Source organism: Rhizobium sp. BT-226, from assembly GCF_025847085.2.
GTDB classification, from domain to species: domain Bacteria; phylum Pseudomonadota; class Alphaproteobacteria; order Rhizobiales; family Rhizobiaceae; genus Rhizobium; species Rhizobium sophorae.
The window spans coordinates 1,732,213-1,756,621 of the sequence record NZ_JAOYTI010000001.1; the positions used below are offsets into that span (position 1 = coordinate 1,732,213).

20 protein-coding genes and 3 pseudogenes are annotated in these 24,409 nt (G+C 58.0%); 12 read left to right on the top strand and 11 right to left on the bottom strand.

The features are described 5' to 3' along the window. Nucleotides 1-189 precede the first annotated feature (189 nt). Entirely contained in the window at nucleotides 190-477 is a 288-nt protein-coding gene (locus tag OIU37_RS08790) for a DUF1236 domain-containing protein (protein WP_171604301.1), read from the top strand. Here OIU37_RS08790 and OIU37_RS08795 read toward each other — a convergent pair. Further along, on the bottom strand, nucleotides 437-1,663 hold the full coding sequence (locus tag OIU37_RS08795; RefSeq protein WP_264257140.1) for a glycosyltransferase family A protein: 1,227 nt from the start codon (nucleotides 1,661-1,663) through the stop codon (nucleotides 437-439). The genes OIU37_RS08790 and OIU37_RS08795 overlap by 41 nt on opposite strands. 473 nt (nucleotides 1,664-2,136) lie before the next feature. On the opposite strand from OIU37_RS08795, the gene OIU37_RS08800 reads away from it, so the two are divergent. From OIU37_RS08800 to OIU37_RS08810, 3 genes and pseudogenes are all read left to right on the top strand, one after another. Further along, entirely contained in the window at nucleotides 2,137-2,514 is a 378-nt protein-coding gene (locus OIU37_RS08800) for a response regulator (RefSeq protein ID WP_171604302.1), read from the top strand. A gap of 380 nt (nucleotides 2,515-2,894) precedes the next feature. Next, a pseudogene (locus OIU37_RS08805) lies at nucleotides 2,895-3,005 on the top strand (transport-associated protein); the annotation flags it as partial. Between the two features lie 224 nt (nucleotides 3,006-3,229). Next, a pseudogene (locus OIU37_RS08810) lies at nucleotides 3,230-3,838 on the top strand (response regulator). 835 nt (nucleotides 3,839-4,673) lie between these two features. On the opposite strand, the pseudogene OIU37_RS08815 reads toward OIU37_RS08810, so the two are convergent. From OIU37_RS08815 to OIU37_RS08825, 3 genes and pseudogenes are all read right to left on the bottom strand, one after another. Continuing rightward, nucleotides 4,674-4,869: pseudogene (locus tag OIU37_RS08815) on the bottom strand (transposase domain-containing protein); the annotation flags it as partial. Nucleotides 4,870-4,942: 73 nt separating this feature from the next. Further along, a complete protein-coding gene (locus OIU37_RS08820) occupies nucleotides 4,943-5,392 on the bottom strand; it encodes a hypothetical protein (RefSeq protein WP_264257141.1) in 450 nt (149 codons plus the stop codon). A 159-nt stretch (nucleotides 5,393-5,551) separates the two neighbouring features. Next, nucleotides 5,552-5,737, bottom strand: a complete 186-nt coding sequence (locus OIU37_RS08825; protein WP_240602635.1) for a hypothetical protein — start codon at nucleotides 5,735-5,737, stop codon at nucleotides 5,552-5,554. A gap of 225 nt (nucleotides 5,738-5,962) precedes the next feature. Here OIU37_RS08825 and OIU37_RS08830 point away from each other — a divergent pair, with 225 nt between their 5' ends. Further along, complete coding sequence (locus OIU37_RS08830; RefSeq protein WP_264257142.1) at nucleotides 5,963-7,339, top strand: DUF882 domain-containing protein; 1,377 nt, start codon at nucleotides 5,963-5,965, stop codon at nucleotides 7,337-7,339. 6 nt (nucleotides 7,340-7,345) lie between these two features. On the opposite strand, the gene OIU37_RS08835 is transcribed toward OIU37_RS08830, so the two are convergent. Then, nucleotides 7,346-7,510: a hypothetical protein gene (locus OIU37_RS08835; RefSeq protein WP_372353350.1), complete on the bottom strand. Its 165-nt coding sequence runs from the start codon at nucleotides 7,508-7,510 to the stop codon at nucleotides 7,346-7,348. Between the two features lie 873 nt (nucleotides 7,511-8,383). Between OIU37_RS08835 and OIU37_RS08840 the strand changes: the two genes are divergently transcribed. The 7 genes from OIU37_RS08840 to OIU37_RS08870 all read left to right on the top strand — a co-directional run bounded on the left by OIU37_RS08840 (nucleotide 8,384) and on the right by OIU37_RS08870 (nucleotide 19,031). After that, entirely contained in the window at nucleotides 8,384-9,340 is a 957-nt protein-coding gene (locus OIU37_RS08840) for an NAD-dependent epimerase/dehydratase family protein (RefSeq protein WP_264257143.1), read from the top strand. Between the two features lie 31 nt (nucleotides 9,341-9,371). Continuing rightward, nucleotides 9,372-10,592, top strand: coding sequence for a glycosyltransferase family 2 protein (locus OIU37_RS08845; RefSeq protein ID WP_264257144.1), 1,221 nt, complete (start codon nucleotides 9,372-9,374; stop codon nucleotides 10,590-10,592). Further along, a complete protein-coding gene (locus OIU37_RS08850) occupies nucleotides 10,586-13,588 on the top strand; it encodes a trifunctional glycosyltransferase/class I SAM-dependent methyltransferase/polysaccharide deacetylase (protein ID WP_264257145.1) in 3,003 nt (1,000 codons plus the stop codon). The genes OIU37_RS08845 and OIU37_RS08850 overlap by 7 nt, the downstream gene beginning before the upstream one ends. A gap of 2 nt (nucleotides 13,589-13,590) precedes the next feature. Continuing rightward, nucleotides 13,591-14,667, top strand: a complete 1,077-nt coding sequence (locus tag OIU37_RS08855) for a glycosyltransferase family 2 protein (protein WP_264257463.1) — start codon at nucleotides 13,591-13,593, stop codon at nucleotides 14,665-14,667. Then, nucleotides 14,660-16,414, top strand: coding sequence for an ABC transporter ATP-binding protein (locus tag OIU37_RS08860; protein WP_264257146.1), 1,755 nt, complete (start codon nucleotides 14,660-14,662; stop codon nucleotides 16,412-16,414). The genes OIU37_RS08855 and OIU37_RS08860 overlap by 8 nt, the downstream gene beginning before the upstream one ends. Next, nucleotides 16,411-17,535: a glycosyltransferase family 2 protein gene (locus tag OIU37_RS08865; protein ID WP_264257147.1), complete on the top strand. Its 1,125-nt coding sequence runs from the start codon at nucleotides 16,411-16,413 to the stop codon at nucleotides 17,533-17,535. Before OIU37_RS08860 ends, OIU37_RS08865 begins: the two co-directional genes overlap by 4 nt. A gap of 1,289 nt (nucleotides 17,536-18,824) precedes the next feature. Beyond that, nucleotides 18,825-19,031, top strand: a complete 207-nt coding sequence (locus OIU37_RS08870) for a hypothetical protein (protein ID WP_003542083.1) — start codon at nucleotides 18,825-18,827, stop codon at nucleotides 19,029-19,031. 520 nt (nucleotides 19,032-19,551) lie between these two features. Here the strand turns inward: OIU37_RS08870 and OIU37_RS08875 are convergent. The 6 genes from OIU37_RS08875 to OIU37_RS08900 form a co-directional block, all read right to left on the bottom strand. Next, the gene (locus tag OIU37_RS08875; RefSeq protein WP_171604311.1) at nucleotides 19,552-19,800 is read right to left on the bottom strand and encodes a hypothetical protein; all 249 of its coding nucleotides are present in this window, start codon (nucleotides 19,798-19,800) and stop codon (nucleotides 19,552-19,554) included. A 103-nt stretch (nucleotides 19,801-19,903) separates the two neighbouring features. Continuing rightward, entirely contained in the window at nucleotides 19,904-20,611 is a 708-nt protein-coding gene (locus OIU37_RS08880; RefSeq protein ID WP_171604312.1) for a TfuA-like protein, read from the bottom strand. Continuing rightward, on the bottom strand, nucleotides 20,608-21,816 hold the full coding sequence (locus OIU37_RS08885; RefSeq protein WP_180694399.1) for a YcaO-like family protein: 1,209 nt from the start codon (nucleotides 21,814-21,816) through the stop codon (nucleotides 20,608-20,610). The genes OIU37_RS08880 and OIU37_RS08885 overlap by 4 nt, the downstream gene beginning before the upstream one ends. A gap of 42 nt (nucleotides 21,817-21,858) precedes the next feature. Then, the gene (locus OIU37_RS08890) at nucleotides 21,859-22,071 is read right to left on the bottom strand and encodes a hypothetical protein (protein ID WP_171604314.1); all 213 of its coding nucleotides are present in this window, start codon (nucleotides 22,069-22,071) and stop codon (nucleotides 21,859-21,861) included. A 20-nt stretch (nucleotides 22,072-22,091) separates the two neighbouring features. Further along, a complete protein-coding gene (locus OIU37_RS08895) occupies nucleotides 22,092-23,939 on the bottom strand; it encodes a peptide antibiotic resistance protein (RefSeq protein ID WP_264257148.1) in 1,848 nt (615 codons plus the stop codon). A 9-nt stretch (nucleotides 23,940-23,948) separates the two neighbouring features. Next, on the bottom strand, nucleotides 23,949-24,374 hold the full coding sequence (locus OIU37_RS08900) for a helix-turn-helix domain-containing protein (RefSeq protein WP_171604316.1): 426 nt from the start codon (nucleotides 24,372-24,374) through the stop codon (nucleotides 23,949-23,951). Nucleotides 24,375-24,409 lie beyond the last annotated feature (35 nt).

Consider the following 24,409-nt stretch of genomic DNA (forward strand, 5'->3'; position numbering starts at 1 on the left):
TTGGAACCCCTGGTCTGATAGATTCTCCGCGATAGCTTTGCGCCTAACGTCGTGGCCTGCGGCACCATTCGGAAATATGCCTTTACCGTCGGAATAACGCGCTGGGACACAGGCATTCCGTGTAGCGGAGGAACTATATCTTATCGGTGGCGTTTACCGGAACACTCAAAATCCTGGGAGGATAACAACATGAAAACACTGGTCATCTCTGCGGTAGCGCTGTTTCTGTCACTCGGAGGAGCGGCGGTCGCGCAGACGGCGACGGTCGTCGTTCCTGGCGAGGTCAAGACCTATGTCCTAAAACAGGAAACGCCATCCGTCACCTTTGAAGGTGACGTCGCAGTCGGTACGGCGCTTCCTGACACGGTCGAGATCCACACGATCCCCGATCAACCTGATTACGGTTATGTAGTCGTCAACAAAAAACGTGTGCTCGTCAATCCGAAGACCCGCACGGTGATTGAGGTCGTCCAATAAATTGAAAGCATCGCGGGCCTGCTTCCAAGGCCCGCGATTCCTCTCCTCCGTCCGCCTCAGGTGCCCGTTCGCTCGGGGAATTCAGCTTGGCATCCACCGCAGCCAGCCGCATCAGATGACGTCGTAATCGCGGGGTCTCCTTTGGGCATTCGAGACGCGAAGGAGCAATATGATCGTCGAATTTCAACCTCTTCATTCGCGGCTGATCTTCACGGTTTGCTGTGGTCGTCCCGAGACGAAGACAGTGTTGTATTCCGCGCAGACCCTTCTCGAGTACAAGCCGAACCACGAAACAGGGGTCGCTTCGGAAAATCACCCCAATGGTCACGAGTGACAGATACGTTCTCCGAGCTTGTCGGAATTCCCAAAACGCATATTTCTGCGTGGCGTCGATTGCACTTCCGATCGCGTATCGGGGGACTTGCGGATTTGCGGCCAGGGAACGCCGGACGACTTCCAAAGCACTTTTACCCATTCGCAGATGATCGGAAGACATGCTGCCTGGATGCTTTCGATATCCCACCAGCCGTTCGGGAACGACTTCGATGAAGTAGCGTGCGGCTAGCTTGAGCTCGAAATCGAGGTCTTCGCAGCCTCCAATGCCGGTTGCTGCATATGAGCTATCAAACCCACCTATCGCAAGCGCGACGTCACGCCGGACGAGAAGCGCGCTTCCATTCCCTATATACTTAACATTCAGATGCCGGGCATAGATATATCCTCTTGCAACATCGGAACTGCCAGGGCGAATGATCTCGTCGTCGTCATTGATGATGTAATGCAGCGTATAGACCGCAGCCCAGTGCGAGGGCAACCGCTCGAGAGCGTTCACCTGCTTTTCGATTTTCGTTGGGTGCCAGAGATCGTCCGCATCAAGGAATGCCACGAATCGACCTGATGATGCCTCGATCCCAGTATTCCTTGCGGCGGCGACACCGCGGTTGGGGGTGGACAGGAGGCGGATCCGTGAGTCTGACGTCGCTATCTGCTCGACGAGTTTTGCCGTGTCGTCCGTGGAACCGTCGTTGACAACGACAATCTCCAGGGCGGCGTAGGTCTGTCGCATAGCGGACCGAAGCGTGCGCTCAATGTAAGTGGAAGCATTGAAGGCCGGGATGACTACCGAGACCAGAGGCTGGTCAGAATGAAATGTGTCTGGTCGATCCTCATCTTTATATGAAAGCATTGCAGATCTCTCGCCACGTCATCCAGAAAGATACTTTCGTACAGGTGAAGGGACTGCTTTTTGATTTCTGCCGTTTTCGTACATTCAATTCGGGGCGGGCAAATCCCAGCCGCCGACATTGTTGGAACGCCGTCAACAAGCCTACACTCTAGCTTTGTTCTGCGGGCGCAAACGGACTTTGGTCTGACGTAGACCCTCTACTTTCGTGGAAGAGTGTAGATATGTCAGCCGCACGTTGGCGAACCTTGGAGTTCCAGGCCAGGCGTCAAGATCTGGTCCTCCGACACTTCGTTCGCGCGGGTCGCGCACAGGGGCCGGCGCCCAACCTCGGTGAGGCATCCGGATCTCGGACCTTAGTTGGGTATGCTTGAGACTGAAGTCCTACACGTGGAACGGCTTGTAGCGGGGGAATGTTTTCGATTGGCGACGCCAGAGAGCGCCGCGCCGATTTTGTAGCCGCCCTGGAGACGAACATGCGTCTGCTCATCGTCGAAGACGAACCGGGAATCGCTCTGGTGATCGAGGACGTCGCGATCGACGCCGGATTCGAAATCATTGGCATCGCGGGGAACATGTCAGAGGCTCTGGAGCTCGGCTCCGAAGCGGACATCGCCATCATCGACGTCCGGCTTGGGGATGGACTCACCGGGCCGTCCATTGCCCGCGCCCTCTTTTCCGGGTTCGGACTTGGTGTGGTGTATTTCACCGTGAACCCCGGCCTTATCGAAAACCCGCAGGGCCGAGCTGTCGTCACCAAACCGGCGAGCCCCGAAAGAATAGTGGACGCGTTGTCCATGGCAGCCAAGAACGCAAGAACTCATCGCGTCGCGAGCAGGCCCACCTTCTCCTGAACGCTTGAGGCGCCGTTGATCGGCTTCCTCCACCCAAACCCAATGCTGCCGACGCTATTCCTATTGTCGGTCAGGAGATTCACCTGCCCACTCCGCAATCGTATGAAGCGGCTGTGCTCGAATTTTTCAAGGAATGCTACCCTCGGGAACTCCCCACGACGCCCGACATGGATCGACAGCGCTTCACCAGGGAGGTTCTGACTGGATACAGCAACATCGCTAAAACCTCCCTGGTGTCCTCTCAACAAGGATGAGGAAATTTAAGCGAGATAGCGCCGAGGGGAAGACGGACCTAAGTCTGATTGGCGCTCCAGGACCTGCTTCTCATGGTAGGATTGAAGTAATTGAAGCTCCGTGGATGGACGGAACAGGAGGACGATATGAAGTTCGGTTCCGACAACGCCAGCCATGAAGAGTGCTGCTTCCAAGGCCATAGCTCAGCCTCGACCATCGCGACGATCGAAGCGGCCCTTTCCGCTGATCACGAGATCAGATATCTGAACCGGCATTACCATGTCGTTTCGCCGAGGCCACGAACCACGTGGAACCCGCGGGCGGCAAAATCACGATATTGCACTGGCCTAACTAAAAGTGTTCAGTCGCTCCTATAGTGTCTCTCTGGACGTTTTCCACACGCTTGCCATGTCTCTATCGAATAGCCAGCCGATGGATCGCGGATGGCTATTCTTCAGCCCGAGGAGACGGAGAGTGCAGCTTGACAGCCATTAAGATAGCGATTGTGGACGACCACCCTCCTTTTCGAGAAGGGGTGAGCCGCAGTCTGTCCGAAATCAAGGATTTCGTCGTTGTCGGAGAAGGGCAGGCGCCGATGACGCTGCCGCGCTGGCGGCGTCCCATGTGCCTGAAGTCCTTTTGCTCGATGTATCCATGCCCGGAGGAGGTATCGATGTGATTTCCGAAATCGTGGCGCGAAGCCCCAGACAAAGGTCCTGATGCTGACCGCCTCGGAGGAAGTCGACACCCTTATCGCGACCCTGCGACGAGGCGCAGCCGCATACGTCGTCAAGGGTATCGGATCACGCGGTCTTGCTGGGGCCATTCGAACGGTCGTTGGAGGCTCGAGGTACATCTCGCCGACCATGCGCGCCAAGGTCGAACAAGGTCTTCTCGACAGACCGGCTTCACTCACCGGCCGCGAAACCGAGGTGATAGAATTGGTAGCAGAAGGACTTTCAAACAAGCATATTGCGCGCCGCCTGGACCTCCAGGAGAAACGATCAAGCATCACATGACCGAAATACTGTTCAAGCTTGGCGCCACCAATCGAACGGAAGCAGCAATCAGATGGCGCCAGGGTGCCTAGCGGAGGTAGCGTAGCTACGGAACTGAAGGCGCACGGGCTGATCGCCAAGGATTCGAGGTCGCCGACCGTTCGGATTTCTATCCGTGTCCTACAAGCGCAAAGCATTCCGCATTTATAGCGGCGTTGGGAGTCATCAGGGAGGTTCTGACTGGAGTTGGGCAACATGCTAAAACCTCCCTGACGTCCTTGCAAGGATCATGAGCCTGACGTCCTTGCAGGATCAGGAGAGTCTAAGCCGGATCGTGCCGAGGAAAGCCGGACTTAAGTCCGGCTGGCGACGTCAGGACACGCTGCTCATATCTCTTGCGAGGTAACGTGAAGATCCGTGGAGGGGCGGGACAGGAGGAGAATATGAAGTTCGGCCCCGATAACTACAATCACGAAGAGCGCTGCTCGCACGGTCGGCGTAGAACGCTCCTGCCGCCTCCTGCAACTATCGAGGCGGACGATCGGCGCTGGGGCACCGTACCTCTTTTGCTGGTCGCTGTCGCTACGGTGAGGTGAAACGCAACACGGCAATCATTGCTCGGGCTACGTCGGCTCCCGACTTCGGCTGGATTGCCCACTCGATAAATCTTTGCCCCGACGAATTATTGCGAGTAAGTCGGACTTCGGTCCGATGGTAGACAGCAATCTCTCTGCTAATTTCCGTTCCGCTGAGACTACAAAACTCAGCACGAAAAGGGTGTCTGCCCCTGATCCGGAGCACCCTTTTCAAACTCGTTTTCGGGAATCCCTCTTAAATCGCGGCACAGCAACATCCAGGGGGCGATGTCATTGGTCAGTTGCATGTGCGCCCGCTGCTTTCCAATTACCTTTCTATATCCGACGGGAATTAACGATGACTTTGGGCTCCGGGCAGCCCCCACGGGCGCGCGTAAGCCGCTGGACAGCTCCACGGCAAAAAACTCATCGATACGGCTCTGCTTGTGACCATTGCCGATGGCAGTGAGCGTGGCGGTCGGATAGGTCTGCGGATCGACGGCGTTGAATTTGCAGGTCTCGATGAGCGAAGCGATTGTCGCCCAGTTCTCCTGCCCTGCCCTCGCCTTCAAATCGAACGTAGAACGGTCGCGCACGTGAGCAACACGTCTTCGAGCGGCATCAATCCTGGTCTGGTATCGGCTTACCCTCGTAGCGCACGCGAAAATTCCTCCTGTGAAAATCCTGCTCGAAGCAGACGAAGACGAGCTCCAGGTCATTGGCGCTGTCGCGCTTGCCAAGGAGGCTGAGCGTGACAACGATAACGCCGCTGTATCCGCGCGTCAGGCGGAAAGCCGCGTTACGGATCTCAGTCCCTTTTGGATCCCCCCGGTCTTCGCGGCGCTCATAGATGACCCAGAAACGGGCCGCATCCCAAGTCTGCCGCAGGATTTGGCTGACCTCTGCCTTGAACTCTTCGGCATGCATTGCCGGACCCCAAGACAATGCCGTCTCGCCCGCATCGCTAACGACATGGAGATAACCGTCATATTGGTAAGCGCCTGACAGTGACCGTTCGATCGTCTCGAAAGCCGAGTTTTCGCTGATTGTTGTTTTGAAGAGAATTGCCATGGAATCGCTGCGTGCCACTGCCGATATGTCGGTGAGACGGCGAGACTACTGGGTGTCGCCTGGGCGAGCAACGGTGACTTAATTGTCGGGTATTCGAGTCCGCCGCATCGTTCCGGAAATCTGCCTGTCCATACTGGAGACATAGGTAACAGAACGTCCCTAACACATGGGTGACAACCTTTTGCCGAACGGGTTGGCGATGGTTTGCAAAGTCCTCTGCTCCAGATCGATATATCCGAGATCACAGCGCATGAAGCTGGCGACCCAAACGCCGTCATCGACCTCCTCGATGTCGAGCCTCTGGCCGGCCATGACTGTGAAGATATTGATCTTCTTGCGGTACATTCAGATGCGGCCGCAATTGGTCACCAGTACGTCACGCTCGGGAAGCGGATTTGTGCTTGGCTCCGATGGATGGGTGCAGGGGCGCAATTCGCCTCGGGTGATGGCCCGCAGCCTCAACTCACCAACTTTCCTCTCGTTAGGAATTTATTGACCATAAGCTGGCTTTACTGAGCGTGATGGATGCGGAGGTTCCCGCACGTCGTCGAGTGTTTGGTGTAGGCGGGATTGTTCGTGTTGAAGTATCCAGTGCAAGGATTAGCGGGCGGAGCCTTGGGCGGAATTGCCACGCTCCTGTCGCGTGCGGAACGGTTTGTCGCGAAGACCATTCTCCCAGCTTTGTTGGCGCTCCCGGCACTTGTCGGTTCCACATCATTTGCCTCGGCGGAAGATCGCGCCCTGAAGCTGTTCTTTACCCATACCGGCGAGAGGGCCACGATTACCTACAAGCGGGACGGAAAGTTCGATCCGAAGGGTCTTGCCCAGATCAATCGGTTTCTGCGCGACTGGCGAAGGAACGAGCCGACGCGGATGGATCCCCGGCTGCTCGACCTGGTCTGGGAGGTGTATAAGCGCAGCGGCGGCAAGGACTATATCCACATCGTCTCCGCCTATCGATCTCCGAGCACCAACAACATGCTCCGCAACCGCTCGCGCAGTACGGGCGTCGCCAAGAAGAGCCAGCACATGCTGGGCAAGGCGATGGATTTCTACGTTCCCGGCGTGAAGCTTTCGACACTGCGTGCCCTTGCAATGCAGATGCAGGTCGGCGGTGTCGGATATTATCCGACCTCGGGATCGCCCTTCGTGCATCTCGACGTCGGCAACGTCAGGGCCTGGCCCCGCATGTCTCGGCAAGAACTCGCTCGAATATTCCCGAATGGGCAGACGATGCATCTGCCGGCCGATGGCCGGCCGCTGCCCGGATACAATCAGGCAGTTGCCAACCACAGGAAACGCGTCAACACCACCTTGATCCAGATCGCCAGCACGGCTGGAGAAGACGAAGACGCAGGACCCTCGATCACGTCGCGCAACGACACCACAGAGAGCAAGCTCGTGACAGCACTTCTGCCGACGCCGAAAAGCCGCGCAATGAATGCGCTCTCGTTGCAGACCGGTGCGGTCGAGCGGGATGAAAAACCATCCGCTGCGGGTCTGTCCTCTCTGTCGATTCCGATACCGGCGATGCGCCCGCCCGCCCTCGAGCACGAGGCGGACGAGGACGACAAGCTGGAGACGGCATCGATCGGCCCGATTGCAGTGCTTCCGGAGAGACCGGCGCCTGCATTGCCGGCCCAGGCACGCTTCGAACCCCTTCGTGTTGCGCACCAGGCCTCTAAACAGGGCACTGATATGATCGCCTCCCTGCCGATGACCGCTTCCTGGGAAGACGCAAATTTCCTCGGATCGACGTCCGACGCGGCGCTGATGAAATGGGCGCTGCATTCTCCGGGCGACGTGATGGAATTGAACGCGCCTCGCGTTTCTCCCCGCACGGTTCATCGTGAGGTCGATGTCGCGACCTCAGGTCAGGATATCACTCCGGTTGCCGCCACAGACCTGTTCGATGCGAGCCGGTTTGCGTCGCCCCCGGAGGGCTGACCTCAATCATCGAGGCTTGATGCGCTGCACGAAGCCGGTCAGCCGCGCGAGAACGACCACGGTGAGAACCGGTTGGCGGTCCCCGAGAAACCAGGCGTCGCCGCCCAATGCCAGAGCCCTTTCGTGGTCGAGACCAGACTGGAAGACGGCGTTATCATTCGATGCGACCATCGCGAGGCTGCGCGCCGGCAACAGCCAAGCGTCACCGCATCAGCGTTAGAATGGAGAGCCGCACTGCGGCCGACCAGTATTTTTAGAATCCCCTAAACAATTGCCGCACCTTACAGGCAGTGCCTGCGCATCGGCCCGAAAATCGAAATCGATTCTCGGGAAAAGCGATGTAGATCCAATGTGTTAAAGCGTTAACTATGCGCCTGAAAGGAGCGCAGGCGCCATAGTTTGGATAATAGAACGACGATGACGAAGGTCTCTGCGAAGGCGGAAATTAAGACCAAAGTCCGATCCACCCCGGACTTCGTGCCCATACTAAACGTTCGATCGCTGTAATAACAATAATATATTCTCAAGTAACGAGGCGAGATGATGTGAGAAACGGGTTCGGCTTCATCGGATCGCATTTATGCGACGACTTCTACTTGGAAAATGATACCCAGAAACTGGTTGTTGTTGGCAATCCTTGCACCCGACCTTTCGAAAATATAGCACACATCAAGGGTCCCGCGTTTCCACCGAGCGACATCCTTTTCGATGAGGCAACCTCAGCTCTCTGTATCGGGAACTCGTCGGAGAGGTTCTCGATACCATGCCGATTCCTTCGATCGAACTGCAGATGGTGGCAGCCGTCTGATGGAACGGATAGTCGAGATTGGCCAGGCCGTGATGATCGCGCGGCGATCATCTGTAGCATCCGGCCCGGCCGCTCGTTATCGAGCGCGCCGTCGGCAGCAACACCTTAAAGGTGCTGCATTTAACGATTAACATTAATAAGCGAGTATTTCTTAGAATTCTTCTAAGCAATTGTCACGCATTACAGGTAATGCTAATAAACAAGTAGCTTAATCTCAAGTCACGAGGCGCGAAGCAATGAAAAGCGTATTGATTTCTGGCGGGGCTGGCTTCATCGGATCCCACTTGTGTGATCGACTTTTGCTTAGGACGGATCTTCAGAAGCTGGTCGTTGTCGACAACCTCTGGACCGGGCTTTTCGAAAATATTGCGCACATCAGGGACCCCCGTTTCCACTTCGTGAAATCCGACGTCGAGACGCTACAGACCTCGGATAAATTCGACGAAATCTATCACCTTGCATCTCCCGCATCGCCGCCGTGGTACATGAAGGAGCCGAAGAGGACGATCTCCGCCAATCTTCTTGGGGCATTCCGGTTGCTCGACCTTCTGAAGAAGGGCGGACGTTTCGGTTTCACCTCTTCTTCCGAAGTCTATGGCGATCCTCTGGTGTCGCCGCAGCCGGAATCCTACAAAGGCCAGGTCGACTGCACCGGGCCGCGCTCGTCCTACGACGAGAGCAAAAGGTGCACGGAGTCGCTGCTGTTCGAGATGCAGCGTACCCAAGGGCTCGACGTCAAAGTTGTCCGCCCCTTCAACATCTATGGTCCCCGGACACGCTCCGACGATGGGCGCGCGGTCTCCAATTTCATCACCCAGGCGCTTTCGGGCCGCCCGATTACCGTGTTCGGCGACGGCCTGCAGTCACGCAGCTGGGGTTATGTCGACGACATTGTCGATGGTTTCGCGCGATATTTCTGGATCAATAAAACCGACTACAAAGGGCCTCTGAACGTCGGCAATGATCGCGAGATTTCGGTTCTCGAGGTCGCGCAATATGTCTCCAGACTCGTTGGCGGCGTGCCGATCGTCTTCGAGCCGTCACCGCCGCAGGACCCCACGAACAGGCGGCCGGACTTGACCAACGCGCACTATGTCATGCCCGAGTGGTCGTGCAAAATCACCTACGAGCAGGGCGTGGCGATGACGCTCGATTGGTTCAGGGGCCAAATGAAGGCGCACGCGGCAGAATAAACCATGATGACTTTCGAGACTCGCGTCTTGGATGCAGGTGACGTATGTTCACGGTGCGATTGAGAGAGTAATGATGCGAGAGCCAATTCCGTCCGATCTGAGGGATATAAGTTTTCCCATACCAATTCACTATCTTGATCTCGCCACCTCTCACCTTGATGCCGTTTCGCCCCCGGTCTCCGATGGGCTCGTGGTCTTTCTGTCGGATGGTCTTCCCGTAGGACAAGCCTATATCGAAAGGCCCGAGACGGCGGCGGCACTAGTCCAGCGTGTCGTGCGACCCAAGACGCTCGAGCATGCGCGTCAAGTCGCGCTAACCCCGGTGCGCAACCGCGACGTCAGCATTCTGATTTGCACAAAGGACCGGCCGGAGGAACTACGCCGGTGCCTGGCCTCGATCCCCGAACAATCGCTTGAGCCCGTCGAGATCATCGTGGTCGACAATGCCTCAACAGGCGATGCGACGCGCCGCGTCGTGGAGGAATCGGGCGCCACCTATGTCCGTGAAAATCGGGTCGGGCTGGACTATGCCCGCAATGCGGCGGTTCGGGCGGCGAAAACCGAATTCGTCGCCTTTACCGACGATGACGTCGTTCTCCACCAGCGATGGCTGGAGAACCTGATGAAGGCGTTCGATCTGCCTGAGATCGCCTGCGTGACGGGATTGGTCCTTCCCGGAGAACTCGCTACGCCGGCACAGTTCATCTTCGAAAAGCACTGGAGTTTCGGCCGGGGCTATCTGCGGCAGGATTTCAATCAGGACTTCTATCGCCGGGATACACGTTACGGCGCTCCGGTCTGGACGATCGGTGCCGGCGCAAGCCAGGCCTTCCGCCGCAAGGTCTTCGACGAGATCGGCCTGTTTGATGTCCGCCTCGACATGGGAGCGGCCGGCTGCTCGGGCGATTCCGAATATTGGAACCGGCTGCTTCATCGCGGCCATGTCTGCCGCTACGAGCCGACGGCGGTCTCCTGGCACTTTCACCGCAAGGATATGAAGGGGCTCGCCAAACAGATCCATCAATATATGAGCGGCCATGTCGCAGCCCTGCTGGTGCAGTATCAGAACACCGGACATAACGGCAATCTCAGGCGCATCCTCATCTCCTTTCCGAAATACTATGCCGGAAGGCTCCGCAAACGACTTCGCAAAGGCGCGACATCAAACGACTTCTTCCTGAAGCAGGAGATGCTCGGAAGCCTAAACGGCGCTCTCTATGTTCTGCGCCGATGGAAGATGCCTGCATGGTGAGCGCCGCGACGCCTGAGATCTCATTCCTCATCCCTGCCTATAATGCAGACGATACGCTCGGCGAATGTCTTGCCAGCCTGCAGCATCAGACCCGCTCGAACTGGCAGGCGGTCGTGGTCGATGACGGCTCGACCGACCGCAGCTGGGAGGTTCTGGAGACGATCGCAAGAGCGGACAGCCGCATTCTCCCCGCCCGTCAGCCGAATGCCGGCGCAGCCGCGGCACGAAACCATGCGGCAAGACTGGCAGCCGCGCCCCTGCTCTGCATGCTGGATGCCGACGACTGGCTGGATCCGACCTTCATCGAAAGCATGCAGCCGGTGGCAGAGGATGCATCTCCACCGGTTCTCGCCTTTTGCGCTTACCGCCGGGTGGCCCCGGACGGGCGCATGATGCCGATGGAACAGGCGCCCATCCTGACGGGCGATGCCGCCAAGCGCGAATTCTCCTCTTTTTGTGCGCTCGCCATCCACACGGTTGTCTTTCCCAAAAGCCTTTTCGAGCACCTAGGCGGCATGGATGAGACCTTGCAGACCGGCGAAGAATGGGACCTTTGGCTGCGCATGGCCTTCGCAGGCGCCGACTTTCGCCGCGTCGACAAATGCCTCGCCTTCTATCGCATGAAAGCGGGCTCGCTGTCCGGCGATCCGTTCAAACTGGTGCGCGACGCCGTTGCCGTCACCACGAAGGCCGAAGCTCTGCGCGTGCAGCATGGCCTATCGGCCGAAGGATCGCAGACTGGTTGGATGACGCCCGGCCTCAGCCAGTTGCGCATGCTCTCCTGGGCCATTTCGGCTAGGCTTAGTCCGACGACTGACGTCGCAGCCCTTGCAGCACTTGTGCCAGAAATACCGGATGCGGCGGGCAATGAGAGCTTTCTTGTCGACGTGATCATGCACGGCTTGCGGACTGGACTATTGACCGACCGGCCTGGCGATCTCATTGATGCCCTCGACAAATGGCAACCGGCTTTTCTTTCGCTCATCCGCCTGATTGAGCAGCATTCCTTCCCCGGCACCGGGCGCAAGATCATCGAGATCGCCTGTTGGCAGCTATCCGCCGCCAACCCCTTGCGATCCTTCACGCTCGGCAATATTCAGGTGGTCAGCGTCGAACTCGGCGCACTTTTCAGGGTTTCCAAGGCGGAGCCAGCCGACACGCTCATCATGCACGCCTTTTCCGGGGGACAACATGTCGGCACCTTTGTCGGGCCAATCTGGGGCGATCTTTCGATCCGGGCGCAGATCCGGCTGATCATGCATGAGATTCAGGCCGAAGAGCATCTGCAAACCCCGCCCGCCCTCGCCTATATCAGTTCCTGGACGAGGGAGGCGTTGCGCGGCTACAGAGCCTTCGGCGGACTAATCATCAAAAGCGGCCGGCGGCGAGGACGTCTCGAAAGGCTTTTGGTGCGTATCGGACGCAATGCCCTCCTCGCCGCAGCGCCCGGCGACAAACAGGACAATGACGCCCGGCTTTCCGAAATCCTGCGGCATTTCGAACATCGGCTGGCACCGCGGTTTCGAAACTCCCCCGAGCCACGGTCGGAGAAGAGAAAACAGACTGCTCCCACTCAGTCGGAAGAGGAATACTGGGAGCATATATTCGAACGCCCGGATCCGTGGAATTACATCTCGGTCTACGAGCAAGTCAAATATGCGCAGACGTTGAGCCTGATCCCGGAAGGGATCGAAAGGGCCCTCGAACTCGCCTGCGCCGAAGGAATCTTTACCGAGAAGCTGGCGCCAAAGGTCGGCCGGCTGACCGCCACCGATATTTCCCAGCGGGCGATCGACCGGGCGACCAAGCGGTGCCGCGACCATGGTAACGTCGAGCTTCGCGTTCTCGATTTCGTCAAAAGCGATGTTCCGCCCGAGCAGGATCTCGTTATCTGTTCCGAAGTCCTCTATTATATGAAGGATGAGGAGATGCTTGCGGCCGTCTGCCGGAAGATGGCCGCAGCAGTGAAGCCGGACGGCTACCTGATCACTGCCCACGCGCATATCCGCCAGGACGAACCCGGCCGAACCGGTTTCGATTGGGGCCATCCTTTCGGTGTCGAGACGATCAAACGGGTTTTTGCCGCACAGGCCGGCCTCGCCCTGGAAGAGACGATCGACACCGAGCTTTACGCCATCCACCGATTCAGGAAAGGTGCCGTGGCCGATCCCGCCCTACGGATCGAAGCGCATGGAGCCCCATTGGATGCGGATGTGGCAAAGCATATCATCTGCGGACCGGCGGGCATCGAGCGCGAGGCGGCATGGAAGACGGAGGTAACCACCTCGGTTCCCATTTTGATGTATCACAGGATCGCAGAGGATGGCCCCGCCGCACTCCGGCGCTTCTGCATGCCGCCGGAGATCTTCCGCAAGCAGATGCAGTTCCTGAGGCGACAGGGCTATTACAGCGTGACCGCGCAGAACCTGGCAAATCTTCTGCGCAGCGGCAAGCCGATCCAGGGCCGGCCGGTAATGCTGAGTTTCGACGACGCCTATCTGGATTTCCAGACGAACGCCTACTCGACCCTTGCCGAGAATGATTTCAGCGCCGACGTGTTCGTGGTGACCGATAAAGTCGGCGGTCGGTCAGATTGGGATTCCGCCCATGGAGAGCCTGCGGCGCTGATGGCATGGCCGGATATTCAGGAACTGCACAAAAAGGGCATCAGCTTCGGCTCCCACCTCGCATCCCACACGCCAGCCGGCGCGATGGACAACCAGGCCCTGCTGGCCGAGGCCACGTTATCGCGCGACGCGCTGCAGAGCCGGCTGGGCGCCCCGGTGGAATCCATCGCACTTCCCTATGGCGCGACTGACTTCAGGGTCCCGGGCATTCTGGCGCTTGCCGGCTATAGCGTCGGCTTCACGACACGGCCGGCGAAGGCCACCTTCTCCGATAATCTCTTCGCTCTGCCGCGCTTCGAGGTGCGTGGGGATCGCCCGCTAGAGGCCTTCCCCGAGCTCATCGGCCTGCCGGGAGCTTTTATCGGATGACAATATCAGGCGCAGCGTCCCCTTTGGTCACCATCGTCATACCGGCTTACAATGCCGAGAAGACGCTTGTCGAAACATTGCGAAGCGTCTCTGCCCAGTCCTACGACAAGCTCGAAATCCTGGTGGTCGACGACGGATCGCGGGACGGCACCTTCGATCTTGCGCGCGACTACAGCCTGACTGATCGCCGTGTCCGTGTTCTCCGTCAGGACAATGGCGGGGTTGCGCGGGCGCGCAACCACGGCGTCAGGAAGGCGCGCGGCCTCTACATAGCCCCTGTCGATGCCGATGATGTGTGGCATCCGAGCAAGATCGAGCTCCAACTCGAGGCGGTGCTGAAATTTCCCGATGGAAACGGGGTTGCCTATAATTGGTATGCCGCGATCGACGAAAACGGCATCATTTTCGGCCATTCACGCCCGGTCATGCATCAAGGAAATATCTTCGAGCCGCTGCTGCGGGAAAACTTCATCGGCAATGGCAGCACGCCGCTGATGCCACGGGAAGAGATCCTTCGCTGCGGCGGCTATGACGCCGACCTGCGCGACAACGGCGCCGAGGGCTGTGAGGATCTGAAACTTTATCTGGCGCTCGCCGAGACGCTGCCCTTCGCGCTGGTTCCGGATTTTCTGACCGGCTATCGTTTCACCAGGGGAAACATGTCCAGCAATGCCTATCGGATGCTGAAGTCCCACGCCCTGGTGATGGCGCCGATCATCGCCCGCTATCCACATCTTGAGCGTGACATCCGGACGGCTGAATTCAACACCGCCTCCTGGTATTTCAAAAAGGCGTTTGTCGACAACGATTATGCGCAGCTCAAAAAGCTGGCGCCGATGATGGTGAGCAAATACCCTTTACGACTGATCATCCTCGGCCTGCAGCAGGGATGGCGGCAGGCAAAGCGCCACGGCATAAGGATGGCGAGGCGCGCCCTAGGCAAGCCCCCGGCCCGGCCTAAAATCCGCTTCGCCGCGGCCATCCCGCAAGCCGGAACAGCTTTCCGCGATCGTTTCGCCGGCCTGCCGGCCAGGGAAGCGCCCAGCTCCATCGCTCAGCGGGTGGCCGACAATGAATAGGTTTCGAAAACCTGCATCCGCCAGACCGGCCACCACCTACAACCTGATCGTGGCGGCTCGGTTCCGCGAGCTTCGGCAACTCGTGCCGGCGCTGCGGCTCAAGATGACGGTGATGATCATCCTCGGAATTCTCACCGGGCTGTCGGAGATGATCGGGATAACCCTCCTGGTCAGCCTGGTCTTTCTTCTCGGGCAGCACGGCCCCGTTTCCGGGTCCTCCATTGCGTGGCTTCCAGCCTTTTTCGGCAACATCGACCTCAGTCTTTCGAAGCCGATCCTGGTCGGCATTCTCATCGGCTCCATCCTCCTGCGGATTTTTCTCGGATGCGCCAACTCGCTCATTGCGAGCGCGATCAACCACCGAATTAGCGACAGGATGCGGGAGCGTCTCTACGCCAAGGTTTTGGCCATTCCGTTTCAGCGATTTCAGGACTATGAGCGTAGCGACCTGATCAACGTCATCGCCACCGAATCCTACGCAGTGTCCTCGGCGCATGCCAGCCTGGTGCGGTTGGGCGTCAATTTCGGCACGATCGTGATCTTCGGCATCGGCATGGTGGTGATGGCCTGGCCGATCGCCTTGCTCGGGCTCGCCTTCGGCTTCATTCATAATTTCGCATTGGGTTTCTTTGCCGGCGCCTACCGGCGTCTGGGCGCCTCTGCGGTGGCTGCGGTGGAAGCTTTGACGCAGTTGAGCTGGACAACGCTGCAGACTGCGAAGGCCGTCAAAAGCTTCGGCCTCGAGAAGCGCCACCAGCAGCTCTTCGCGGCGCTTTCCAGAGACGTAGGCCAGACCTGGCGCCGATCGGACTGGATGGGGGCGACAACCTCGCTTGTGAGCGAGATACTGACCTTCGGGGTCATCCTGACGATCATTCTGTCCTCGGAATTCCTGCCGGTCGATTTCAAGGCGGCGCTCTCGGCCACAATCCTTCTCTATAGGCTTCAGCCGCATATCAAGGGGTTCGACTCCCAGATTCTCAGCCTTTACGAGATGGAAGCGTCCCTGCAAAAGGTCCTGGCGCTGCTTTCAGAGAAGGATGACATCAAGCAGACCTCGCCAGGGGAGAAGGTAAGCCGCCTGGCGGAGGCGATTGTCTTCCGCGATGTCTCCTTCACCTATGAGCACACGAACGCGCCGGCTGTTCATCGCCTCAGCTTCTCGATCCGGGCCGGCGAGACGACGGCTCTGACGGGGCCAAGCGGCTCCGGCAAGACGACAATTCTCAACATGATTCTCGATCTCAACCGACCGACACAAGGCATGATCACGGTCGACGGCAGGGACCTGGCAACCATCGACCACTCCAGCTGGCTGCAACTGCTCTCGGTGTCGGGTCAGGATGTCGAACTAATGGAAGGCACCGTCTTCGACAACATCCGGTTCCGTCGCGATATCTCGGAGGAGGACATCCGCTGGGCCGCCGATGTGGCCTGCGCCACGGAATTCATCGAAAATCTGCCGGATGGCTTCGATGAATGGCTGGGCGACGAGGCGATCCGGCTGTCGGGTGGACAAAGGCAACGCATAGGCTTGGCGCGCGCGCTCGCGGGCCGGCCTCAAATCCTGATTCTGGACGAAGCCACGAGCGCGCTCGATGAAAGTACCGAGATGCAGGTGTTTTCGGCGATGAAAGAAGATCCTGGCAGAACGCTGATCGTCGTTAGCCATCGGCCCGCTGTCGCCAGGCTGATGAAGAATCGGATCGATCTCCGCCCCCCCGCTGCCACGTCGAAGCTCGGGTGAAGGAGATGGATATGTCAACGATGTCCGGGATTCGGGTGGCCGTCGTGATCCCCGCCCACAATGCCAGAGACTACCTTGCCCAGACTCTCCAGTCCGTCATCGACCAAACCCACAAGGCACTGGAGATCGTCATCGTCGACGACGGCTCGACGGACAACACAACCTCGATCTGTCGCCATTTTGCCGCGAGTGATCCAAGGATCCGGATTGTCTCGACTGAAAACCGTGGCGTCGCCTCGGCCCGCAACACCGGGATTGAAGCATCGAAATCCGACTATATCGCCTTCCTCGATGCCGACGACCTATGGCATCCGACCTATATCGAAAGAATGCTTTCGGCTCTCCATTCCCTGCCGGAGACCTGGGGCGCGGTCTATGCCCTTCACCATTTCATCGATGCCCAGGGATATTGCACGAGATCCGGTTCGTCGCTAAGCGCCCGGGGCAACATTTTCAACCGTCATCTCGTGTTCCGCTTCGTCGGCAATGGCAGCGGCTTCATGGTTCGCCGCGCTGTCATTGACAAGATCGGCGGCTACGATTCAAGCTATGCCATGCAGGGTATTGGAGGATGCGAGGATTTCGATTTTGAACTCCGTACGGCTGAACATTTCAAGATCGAGACGGTGCCGCTTGGCCTGGTCGGTTATCGGATTCACTCCGAATCCATGTCTGCAGATAAATCACGTATGGCTCGATCGCTTCTATCTGTGAACGAGCAGTGTATCGCCCGCAATCCACAGCTTCCGACTTTTGTCGTCAATTGCGCCCGCGCGTCCGCGCATCTTTATGCATTTTCAAGATTTGCCGCTTTGAAAGATTGGCCCCGCGCCGTGACCTCGCTCAAGCACATTTACCGTCATAGCCCGATGCTTGCTTCCGACATCATATTCAAATTGATCCGTTCAAAGGCCAACAGAGCCGCACGCAGGGCCTTGTCCAAAGCCTGGCCGGTCAGGGAACAAAAGCAACAGAATTTCAGGAAATTCGAAGAGACAGACCCACTTGTCCCATTGGTTGGCGGTTGGTCACGCTTCAGGACCAAGGCATTGTTCAGGCGCTTGTCGGAGATCGATCGGTCTGGCGAATGCTCTGCGGCGACCTCGTCGCAGGAGGCTTGATGCCTGCCCGCTTCACGTCTGTCGGTAGCGCCGGCGCTGACGGCAGTTTTCGCTCGGCTGCTCAAACATCTAGAGGTTCACCAACCCATCACGTCAATCGGCGTTGCGACTATCTCGCTATTTTGTATTACGACCTTTAATATTCCAGCAGGATGGCAATTAGTAAAAAGCGAACAAGCTGTGAGAAAAACTCATAACCCCAATAATGATCTGTGACAATACCAAGTTTTACTGTAATCATACCTACGCACGTGCATACATTCCTACCGGAGGACCCGTCACCCACCCCGGCGGGTCCTCAACTTTGCTTGATGGCCCGTTGCCGCAAATGCAGTCGCTGTTATCGCTGCATCAGCCCAAATAGACCATGCTTCGGATGGCGATAGAAGTTGTTGAGATCGGCTTGATGAGAAAATCCCGCATCACCAGCAAGTGACCGTCATAGCACCGGCTATTCCTGACAATATTTGTATCTCCTGATGCTTTCGCAACTGCAATGAAACCGCAGCAGGTAGCAAGCGTCATGAAGACGATATTATTATCCGCTAGAGCTGCGCAAGTATCGTCATCGCTTTTCGAACAGGCACATCCTGTGATTATCAATTAGCATAGTTTTAGTCGTCTTATAATTGATTTAAATACAACCTCTGCCTGAAATTCATAAGTTTACCTTTTGATAAATTTTTACTTGATACATCGTTTATTGGTCGCGACTTATTCTAACCTTCATTTCGATGAACTCGGATTTACCTTTAGCGCGGGCGCGGAAAATCTATCAAAGTTACTTCCGCCTTGGGTTCTCAACCAACTCGCAACTTACGGCGTCATTGAGGAGGTTGTCACAATCGATGACCCAACGATCCGGGATGGCCATGAATCGAGAAGCTGGCGATGCAATTTCAATGCCGCGGATGACGGCACTGAAGATCGGGGTCCATAAGGTATTGTTAAGGCAGTCGATTTCATCGTTCGCCGCAGTCTCGATCAGTTCCTTCAACCGGCTGCATCAGGCTTGTCATTTCAATTCGGCATCTGGTCCTGCACCCGTAACTGAAAAGCCCGCGGCGCAAAAGTGCGCCGTCTTCGTTGGCGCGCCTCCCAATACGAAACAACTTTCATGTCTGGTGAAAGCGGTCCAGTCTCAGATCAACACGTCGGGGGCCGTAGCACGTTCTAACCTGTGTCGAAATGGTCGCACCTCGGCAGTGAATTAACCCTTCATAAAGCATTTGCTTGCTCAACTTATAATTTGTGTCATGGTCACTGTAAGTAGTGAGGGAGCCGACCTGATGAGTGATATAGCATCGCAGATTCCGGAATTTGGTTACGATGAGCGCGTGATGATCTGCCGGAAGCAGATCGAGAAGGCGGTTTATCAGTTCATTGCAAATACAAAGGTCGAGGGATGCGATCCAGCGGAAGTCGCAATGGCCATCGCCGACATCGCCGACGACTACATTCTGCTGCTGGCCCAGAAGCGTAACCTGACCCATTAAGATGAAGGGTCGGCCGCCAATCGGCTGGTCGTGCAGAAGACATTGAGTCGAAATCGCGCCGCCTCCCTGCCCGGAGGCAACGTCAACGGGATCGTTTACCACTCGCTTCGAAGCCGTCCATGGGATGGAATGTCGAATAGCTCCAGAAAAACTCCAACCGCCGAGCCAGGCAACGAGCCGGGCTTCGCTAAAGCGCGTCGCAATCTTTCAGAGTCGCCCCGGCGCTTTAGGTCTTTGTTTTTGCGCATGTCGTTGTCGCAAAACCGCTGCACACTTTTGCTTTAGCCTACAAATTGACGCCAGGCCGAGAGTGAAACGCCGAGAGCATCGGTACACACACCGGGCTTGCGTTTCAGCCGTTGTCTCCCGACGATTGAAACAAACGGCCCCGGTTCGATTGGCGACTGCTCGGTTGCGCGCAAGCGCATGCAATAACCCCGAAAATCGAAGTTGATTTTCGGGGTTATGCGCGGGTTTGAAACGCTGGAGTGTCCCGGCGCGTGCGATCGGACGCGCCGTACTAATGACTTCTCACACTCACTTGCGGCACCGGAGAACTCAATTCGCCCAGTTCCCTGGTCAAACCCTCCCCCACTTCCTGCTTCACGGCCTCAAGCGCAAGGTCGAGACAATTCGTCGCGAACTGCAGTTTGACATCCTGAGCGACCTGTCGCGCATAGGCGATCATCCGCGCCAACGCGACGAGCTCTTCCAGACCGTCTTCCGCCCCTTGGTCTGCTTCTATCTTGACAACCGATGTCACGCCCATGCCCCATTTCTCCAATGAATTGAAGGAATGATACGCGTGTGGAGGTGATCCAGCCCGTGAAAAAAGCGTGACACAACCCTCGGTGAAAATTGCCGGATTCGATTCACAATGCAGGGCGCGTCCGGAACGGGGTGTCGTGCAGTTTCCAGGGCAGATCCCCGTTCGAGCGAATGTCGCGGACTTCCTGTACGGCTTTCAATAACTCCAAGGCATCGATGCGTTTTTGATCGACGGCATTCGACAGAAGTGCCGCCAGCAAGTCCGCACGATCCGGCTCGGCCAGCCCTGCACATTGCTCGACGACCGCCCGCCACGTTCGCTTCTTGAAGAATATTGCGCCTGCGGCATCTTCGAGTTGTTGGCGCAACCGACTTTCCAGCAGTCCGCGATCCTCCATCGCATCGAGCGTAGCGCTGACATTGACGAGCGGTACCGTCAGCGGCTTGCTGCCCAGCGCGCTCGGCGCGTGCGTGAGCGCGACGGCAGCATCGTCGACCAGCCGGCCGGTGCGATAGTCTTCGAAAATGCGGCCGATCCCGATCATGCCGAACGGATGGCATTCGGCAGCGCGCAACGCGCCCATGCTTGCCGCCCCGAAAACCGCGACACCCAACGACAGGGCATGGAGAATTTCCTTGTGCCAGACCGGTGCGGCATATTCGAAGCCGCCGTCGATCAGGCCGATGACATTCGCACCTTGCTCCACCGCACGCAGGACATCGCCTTGCGTGGCAGGCGGCAACACGCGTATCCCCTCGCCGGCAAGCGACGCCGCGTCGGGAAGACTGGGACCTGCGAAAATGAGCTTCAAAATCCTATTGCCCTGGCAAGCGCCCGCGTTCCAAACCGCCGGGCGCGCTCCCCCTCCGGATTTTCGAGTTCGGGAATGACAATCTTGACAACACTAAACGGAAGCGTGTCCTGGCTGAGGCGCACGGCGATCACCGAAACGATCCCCCTGTTTCTGAGCGCGTCGAGCACCTGCTGCAGCAACTGCGCCAGATCCTGTTGCCGATGTCCGACCACCCCGTCACTGCCGATAGTCGCGGCGGGCGGCGCGACAACGGCATCGAAGGCCTGCCGCATCAGCGGCGGCAGGCATCGCGAGAAAGTTGCGGGAGAAATATCGTCTCTGGCTCCGCTGATATAGGTCAGCCGGGATTGCACAGCTTCCGTCACCGCCCGAATGGCCGCGCGGACGGGAGACGGATGAGCCCCGGTACCGCCGGTCACCTCGACGAGGCGAATGTCCCCAAGCCTAATATCCCCGGCGCCGTGAAGATCCGGGGGGCCCAGAAGGAGATCCCCGGGACCCAGCATGGCGGTGAAACAAGGGATCCCGATGTCGCTGGTGATATCGAAGAGCCTGAGCGCCAATCCCGCTGTTTCGATCTTGTCGATCAACCCGGTGAGGGCGCCGTCCTCAAAGCCGCGGGGATCGATGCAGCCAGCATAACGATCGGCTTCGCCGCCGACCTGCCACAACACATGGGCGTCACGCTCGATACGCTCTAGGACGCCGTGAAAGATCGCCTCCTCGACATTATTTCCCGAGGCCAGGCCATCCGACGACATCCAGTATCGCGCGTCCCGTGTGCGGTCGAGCACCACCGCTTCAAAGGGGATATAGACCTCTTCGCCGGTGAGGATATTGACGCCGGCAACCCATTCCGTCTCCTCGTCCGGTCCGAGATCGGGTTTATGGACAGCGGTCAGGCAGTTCAGCGTGTCGGTCGTGTGCCCCATCGCCTGCAGACAGGAAGAGGTGCCATGGACGACATTGACGGAGGGTTCGCCGGCGACCGCCCGTTCGAGAGCTTCCATGACGGTGGATACTTTGGCATCGAGATCGGTCAGGCCCTTTCCCTGGGCAATCACGATCGAGCGGGAATTCGGGGCGTATGCGCACCAGACGGGGATTCCGATATCGTCCAGTCCGGTATGTCGCGCAACCCTGGTAATGCCGAACCCGGCCAAAAGAGGCTCGACGCGGGAAAGGGTTTCCCGCGGCGACATGACTCTGTCGGAATATATGGACCGGTGCGTCAGAATGCCGGCTCAGCCGTCGACGTGACCGGAAAGGGCAACCTGCGCCGAGGAAACCGCGACGGCGAGGTCGACGCCCTTCACGAATGTGCCGCCGGCCTTGCGCAAGCCGTTTACAGTCGCCAATTCCCCCGTCGGATTGAGAGGTTTGACCGTACCCGCGTCGAGATCGGCAAGCCAGAGACCCGCTTCACCGGGTATACCTATAATGACAGCTTTCGCCATGTAATGCCCCTCAGCTATTGTTAAAAACCGGCCTTCAGCAGGCCCTCCCGATAAAGCTCTTTTTGCCAATCTTCCTTGAAGGGAACGACGGCGAGCCACTTCTCGACGTCGAAGACCGGGTTGATGCTTTCGGCCCGTTGCCGATGGAACAGCGCCCGTTTTCGATCGCCGATCATTGCGCAACTGGCCGCGGCGATGCGATGGGCCGGCGCCTTGTCTTTCATCGCCTCGACATAGGCGATGGCCTCCTCGTACTGTTCCAGGAAGAAGCTCGCTCCCGCAGCGCACCAGAGATAGGCGTCAGGCGCGATCGGATTGAGCGAAATCGCTCTCTTGATCTTGGCGAGCGCGTCGCCGGGGCGGGATGCATGCACGAGCGTGTCTGCATGGCTGTAGATGACATCGGCAAAATGCGGGCTGAGTTGTTCCGCCAGATCAAGTGCGGCGACACTGGCATCGACATCGCCGAGATAGAGTTTGGCGACGCCAAGCTCGCGATGGCCCGCCGCCGATGCCGGATCCCGCTCGATGGCCCGAAGCGCGTTCTGCTCCGCCAGATGCAGCAGCTCATTGTTTCCCTGCGCCCTCACGAGCCACTCGCTGGTGAAGGTTCTCGCCAGCCCGTTAAATGACGGAGAGAAATCCGCCTTATGCGACAGCGACTGCTTGAAAGCTTTTCGGGCCCGGCGGATATGCGGCAATGTCAACTTGCCCATCAGGCTCGAGCCGACCAGATAGGCGTGATAGGCCTGAGGATTGGCTTCGAAGCCTAAGCGCTCTTCCTCGTTTTCATCCAGCTCGCGGGCCACCGACATGGTCAATTGCTGCGCGATCAGCCGTCTCTGACGCGGCAATATATCGGGCGTCATCACAAAGCGATTGGCCCAGATAATCTCGTCCGTGGGAAAATAAACCAGTTGGGCGAATAATCCCTCTTCGGAAAGCCGTGTATCCAGAAGATAGGCGATCGAGTGACGAGCGACCACGGCAGCCTTCTCGGAGTCGCGGCGGATCTGGCCGGCCGTATGGGGTGCTACGATGGAAATGTTTCTGAGCGCGCAGAGTTCGATGGTGACGTCTTCGATCAAGGCGTTGGCAAGCGCAAGCCCGGCATCGGCATGTTTCGATGTCGGGGGAAGCAGCACCAGCCGAGGCAGGATCAGCGGCGCCTGCGATACGCGTTCGATGTCAGCAGTTGTCTCACCGCCGGCCTCGGAACGGTTCACCCGCACCCTGGCATGGCCGTCGTCGTTCGGCAATCTCTCGCTGAGGGACGAGCCGCCGGATAGCCGGTGCAGCAGGACTCTGACCTGCTCGTCATTCGGATCCCGTTCGAGGATCTGCAGGGCGGCGCCGGAAATGGAGCGCGCAGCGCCGGGCTCTTGCGCATCCGGCAACGCATCCAGCAATGCCTGCCGCAATTGCAGCGCCTGAGCGTCCCGTTGCGCCCTGATCCAGGCGTCTATCAGCTTTGTCGCTGGCTTGATGTTTCCGATGAACCCACGCTGGGTCAGTTCGGCGATCGCGTTTAGCCGCTCCAGCGGCGAACCGCCGGCGCGAAAAATGTCCAGATCGCTGGAAACTGCCTGCATGTTGAGACGAACGGTGGTGACGGTGAAATCGAAGGGTATTTCGGCGCGTCCACCGTCTGTCTCGCGGATGCGGGAAAGCAGCTTGCGCAGATTGAGCCGCGCCAGCTCGGGTTCAACGTCATTCCATAGAAACTGAGCCAATTCATAACGGCTGAGTTCATGGCTCGCGCCGGCATAGAGATGGGCCATCATCAACAGGCCCTTGATCGGATAGCGAACCGGGTCGCCATTCGTCTCGATCAACCGCAGATCGCCGAATGTCTGCAGATGAAGCACGATCCGTCCTCAGCTGTTCACAACCGAATCTTGCAACTCACTGTCACTGTCAGGCAATCCCGCGACTGCCAGGCTTTTGGCCAACGCCACCAGCTTTTGCCTGATATTCGGGTCCTCGATGGCGATGAATGCCTTGTTGAGCGCCAGCCCCTCCTTCGAGGACAAAAAGCTGTTCAATTCATTCGTCGCGGCATCGATCGGCCCGGAGCCGCCGTTCTCGAAGAAAAAGCCGACGGGCACGCGAAGAATCTCGGATATGCGCTGAAGACGGCTGGCGCCTATTCTATTCGTTCCCTTTTCGTATTTTTGGATCTGCTGGAAGGTAATGCCCAGAAGTTCGGCCAAGCCGTTCTGGGTCATCCCGAGCGTCTTTCGTCGAACTCTCACGCGGTTGCCAACATAGACGTCAATCGAATTCGGCGATTTAGCCTTCATGTGAATAAGTCTCCCGCTTTATCAGCACGCCCGGC